The organism is Klebsiella sp. 10982 (assembly GCF_048589245.1).
Taxonomy (GTDB): domain Bacteria; phylum Pseudomonadota; class Gammaproteobacteria; order Enterobacterales; family Enterobacteriaceae; genus Klebsiella; species Klebsiella quasivariicola.
In genome coordinates, this window is sequence record NZ_JBMAXV010000112.1 from 1 (window position 1) to 1,587 (window position 1,587).

Here is a 1,587-nt window from a genome sequence, read left to right on the forward strand (position 1 = left end):
CCCTGTTGATACCGGGAAGCCCTGGGCCAACTTTTGGCGAAAATGAGACGTTGATCGGCACGTAAGAGGTTCCAACTTTCACCATAATGAAATAAGATCACTACCGGGCGTATTTTTTGAGTTATCGAGATTTTCAGGAGCTAAGGAAGCTAAAATGGAGAAAAAAATCACTGGATATACCACCGTTGATATATCCCAATGGCATCGTAAAGAACATTTTGAGGCATTTCAGTCAGTTGCTCAATGTACCTATAACCAGACCGTTCAGCTGGATATTACGGCCTTTTTAAAGACCGTAAAGAAAAATAAGCACAAGTTTTATCCGGCCTTTATTCACATTCTTGCCCGCCTGATGAATGCTCATCCGGAATTCCGTATGGCAATGAAAGACGGTGAGCTGGTGATATGGGATAGTATTCACCCTTGTTACACCGTTTTCCATGAGCAAACTGAAACGTTTTCATCGCTCTGGAGTGAATACCACGACGATTTCCGGCAGTTTCTACACATATATTCGCAAGATGTGGCGTGTTACGGTGAAAACCTGGCCTATTTCCCTAAAGGGTTTATTGAGAATATGTTTTTCGTCTCAGCCAATCCCTGGGTGAGTTTCACCAGTTTTGATTTAAACGTGGCCAATATGGACAACTTCTTCGCCCCCGTTTTCACCATGGGCAAATATTATACGCAAGGCGACAAGGTGCTGATGCCGCTGGCGATTCAGGTTCATCATGCCGTTTGTGATGGCTTCCATGTCGGCAGAATGCTTAATGAATTACAACAGTACTGCAATGAGTGGCAGGGCGGGGCGTAATTTTTTTAAGGCAGTTATTGGTGCCCTTAAACGCCTGGTTGCTACGCCTGAATAAGTGATGATAAGCGGATGAATGGCAGAAATTCGAAAGCAAATTCGACCCGGTCGTCGGTTCAGGGCAGGGTCGTTAAATAGCCGCTTATGTCTATTGCTGGTTTACCGGTTTATTGACTACCGGAAGCAGTGTGACCGTGTGCTTCTCAAATGCCTGAGGCCAGTTTGCTCAGGCTCTCCCCGTGGAGGTAATATTTGACGATATGATCATTTATTCTGCCTCCCAAAGCCTGATAAAAACGGTTAGCGCCGGGGTTAGATTTTTCAGCGTTCCAGCTAAGGCTAAGGCATTCCTGTTCAAGCGCAAGCCGGGCTATAAAGCGCATTATCGCTTTACCCGTACCCTTATTTCGATCGCACTGAGAAACATACAGCTCTTTAATATGCAGCTGACCGCTGTATCGGGGCGAGGGATAAAGAATATTGCAACATGCCAGGCCAGTAATGTTATTGCCGCAGCGCGCTCTGATCACCAGGGTACCGGAAAGCCGGTTGAATAACTTTTTACAGAGATAATCCTTCATCAACGCTTCCTGAATGATACCTTCGCCATAATAGTGTTCTTCCATTTCGGTAAAAATCCCTACCATGGATTCCCACTCGTCCGGGGGACATAACTCTACGGTTACCTCCATGTTCATTCCTTTTGTTTACCAAACATTGCCGTCGGGAAGACCCTGGTCTCGGATCAATTATGAATCATCATATTAGCGTTGAAC

General features: G+C 45.6%; 2 protein-coding genes. One reads left to right on the forward strand and one right to left on the reverse strand.

The genetic code is table 11. From position 1 onward, the window contains the following. Positions 1-154 precede the first annotated feature (154 nt). On the forward strand, positions 155-814 hold the full coding sequence (locus ACKLKD_RS27795) for a type A-1 chloramphenicol O-acetyltransferase (protein ID WP_011152976.1): 660 nt from the start codon (positions 155-157) through the stop codon (positions 812-814). A gap of 200 nt (positions 815-1,014) precedes the next feature. Here the strand turns inward: ACKLKD_RS27795 and ACKLKD_RS27800 are convergent, their stop codons facing one another. Beyond that, a complete protein-coding gene (locus ACKLKD_RS27800; protein WP_032738601.1) occupies positions 1,015-1,392 on the reverse strand; it encodes a GNAT family N-acetyltransferase in 378 nt (125 codons plus the stop codon). Positions 1,393-1,587: the final 195 nt, after the last annotated feature.